Source organism: Pseudomonas moraviensis subsp. stanleyae, assembly GCF_036283065.1.
GTDB lineage: Bacteria > Pseudomonadota > Gammaproteobacteria > Pseudomonadales > Pseudomonadaceae > Aquipseudomonas > Aquipseudomonas stanleyae.
The window spans coordinates 1-3,090 of the sequence record NZ_JAADJI010000025.1 but is presented as its reverse complement, the minus strand read 5'-3'; the positions used below and the strand labels follow the sequence as shown (position 1 = coordinate 3,090).

Below are 3,090 nucleotides of genomic sequence, written 5' to 3'. Positions count from 1 at the left end.
TCAGGTCAGCAAATTGCTTGGGTGTTATATGGTCAAGCCTCACGGGCAATTAGTATTGGTTAGCTCAACGCCTCACAGCGCTTACACACCCAACCTATCAACGTCGTAGTCTTCGACGGCCCTTCAGGGAACTCAAGGTTCCAGTGAGATCTCATCTTGAGGCAAGTTTCCCGCTTAGATGCTTTCAGCGGTTATCTTTCCCGAACATAGCTACCCGGCAATGCCACTGGCGTGACAACCGGAACACCAGAGGTTCGTCCACTCCGGTCCTCTCGTACTAGGAGCAGCCCCTCTCAAATCTCAAACGTCCACGGCAGATAGGGACCGAACTGTCTCACGACGTTCTAAACCCAGCTCGCGTACCACTTTAAATGGCGAACAGCCATACCCTTGGGACCGGCTTCAGCCCCAGGATGTGATGAGCCGACATCGAGGTGCCAAACACCGCCGTCGATATGAACTCTTGGGCGGTATCAGCCTGTTATCCCCGGAGTACCTTTTATCCGTTGAGCGATGGCCCTTCCATACAGAACCACCGGATCACTAAGACCTACTTTCGTACCTGCTCGACGTGTCTGTCTCGCAGTCAAGCGCGCTTTTGCCTTTATACTCTACGACCGATTTCCGACCGGTCTGAGCGCACCTTCGTACTCCTCCGTTACTCTTTAGGAGGAGACCGCCCCAGTCAAACTACCCACCATACACTGTCCTCGATCCGGATAACGGACCTGAGTTAGAACCTCAAAGTTGCCAGGGTGGTATTTCAAGGATGGCTCCACGCGAACTGGCGTCCACGCTTCAAAGCCTCCCACCTATCCTACACAAGCAAATTCAAAGTCCAGTGCAAAGCTATAGTAAAGGTTCACGGGGTCTTTCCGTCTAGCCGCGGATACACTGCATCTTCACAGCGATTTCAATTTCACTGAGTCTCGGGTGGAGACAGCGCCGCCATCGTTACGCCATTCGTGCAGGTCGGAACTTACCCGACAAGGAATTTCGCTACCTTAGGACCGTTATAGTTACGGCCGCCGTTTACCGGGGCTTCGATCAAGAGCTTCGCGTTAGCTAACCCCATCAATTAACCTTCCGGCACCGGGCAGGCGTCACACCCTATACGTCCACTTTCGTGTTTGCAGAGTGCTGTGTTTTTAATAAACAGTCGCAGCGGCCTGGTATCTTCGACCGGCATGAGCTTACGGAGCAAGTCCTTCACCCTCACCGGCGCACCTTCTCCCGAAGTTACGGTGCCATTTTGCCTAGTTCCTTCACCCGAGTTCTCTCAAGCGCCTTGGTATTCTCTACCCAACCACCTGTGTCGGTTTGGGGTACGGTTCCTGGTTACCTGAAGCTTAGAAGCTTTTCTTGGAAGCATGGCATCAACCACTTCGTCACCCAAAGGGTAACTCGTCATCAGCTCTCGGCCTTAAGATCCCGGATTTACCTAAGATCTCAGCCTACCACCTTAAACTTGGACAACCAACGCCAAGCTGGCCTAGCCTTCTCCGTCCCTCCATCGCAATAACCAGAAGTACAGGAATATTAACCTGTTTTCCATCGACTACGCTTTTCAGCCTCGCCTTAGGGACCGACTAACCCTGCGTCGATTAACGTTGCGCAGGAAACCTTGGTCTTTCGGCGTGGGTGTTTTTCACACCCATTGTCGTTACTCATGTCAGCATTCGCACTTCTGATACCTCCAGCAAGCTTCTCAACTCACCTTCACAGGCTTACAGAACGCTCCTCTACCGCATCACCCGAAGGTGATACCCGTAGCTTCGGTGTATGGTTTGAGCCCCGTTACATCTTCCGCGCAGGCCGACTCGACTAGTGAGCTATTACGCTTTCTTTAAAGGGTGGCTGCTTCTAAGCCAACCTCCTAGCTGTCTAAGCCTTCCCACATCGTTTCCCACTTAACCATAACTTTGGGACCTTAGCTGACGGTCTGGGTTGTTTCCCTTTTCACGACGGACGTTAGCACCCGCCGTGTGTCTCCCATGCTCGGCACTTGTAGGTATTCGGAGTTTGCATCGGTTTGGTAAGTCGGGATGACCCCCTAGCCGAAACAGTGCTCTACCCCCTACAGTGATACATGAGGCGCTACCTAAATAGCTTTCGAGGAGAACCAGCTATCTCCGAGCTTGATTAGCCTTTCACTCCGATCCACAGGTCATCCGCTAACTTTTCAACGGTAGTCGGTTCGGTCCTCCAGTCAGTGTTACCTAACCTTCAACCTGCCCATGGATAGATCGCCCGGTTTCGGGTCTATTCCCAGCGACTAGACGCCCTATTAAGACTCGCTTTCGCTACGCCTCCCCTATTCGGTTAAGCTCGCCACTGAAAATAAGTCGCTGACCCATTATACAAAAGGTACGCAGTCACAGAACAAAGTCTGCTCCCACTGCTTGTACGCATACGGTTTCAGGATCTATTTCACTCCCCTCTCCGGGGTTCTTTTCGCCTTTCCCTCACGGTACTAGTTCACTATCGGTCAGTCAGTAGTATTTAGCCTTGGAGGATGGTCCCCCCATATTCAGACAAAGTTTCTCGTGCTCCGTCCTACTCGATTTCATTGATAAGAGATTTTCGCGTACAGGGCTATCACCCACTATGGCCGCACTTTCCAGAGCGTTCCGCTAATCTCAAATCAACTTAAGGGCTAGTCCCCGTTCGCTCGCCACTACTAAGGGAATCTCGGTTGATTTCTTTTCCTCAGGGTACTTAGATGTTTCAGTTCCCCTGGTTCGCCTCTTGCACCTATGTATTCAGTACAAGATAACCATCTTATGATGGCTGGGTTCCCCCATTCAGACATCTCCGGATCAAAGTCTGTTTGCCGACTCCCCGAAGCTTTTCGCAGGCTACCACGTCTTTCATCGCCTCTGACTGCCAAGGCATCCACCGTATGCGCTTCTTCACTTGACCATATAACCCCAAGCAATCTGGTTATACTGTGAAGACGACATTCGCCGAAAATTCGAATTTCTCAACTAAGAGAACTCACAAATTTTACCTTAGCCTGATCCGTTACCAGTGAAAGTAACGTTCAGTCTATCTTTCTATCACATACCCAAATTTTTAAAGAACGATCTA

At 51.1% G+C, this 3,090-nt stretch carries 1 rRNA gene; it reads right to left on the bottom strand.

Going from position 1 to position 3,090, the window contains the following annotated elements:
* Positions 1–28 precede the first annotated feature (28 nt).
* A 23S ribosomal RNA gene (locus GXB78_RS27915) occupies positions 29–2,922 on the bottom strand.
* Positions 2,923–3,090: the final 168 nt, after the last annotated feature.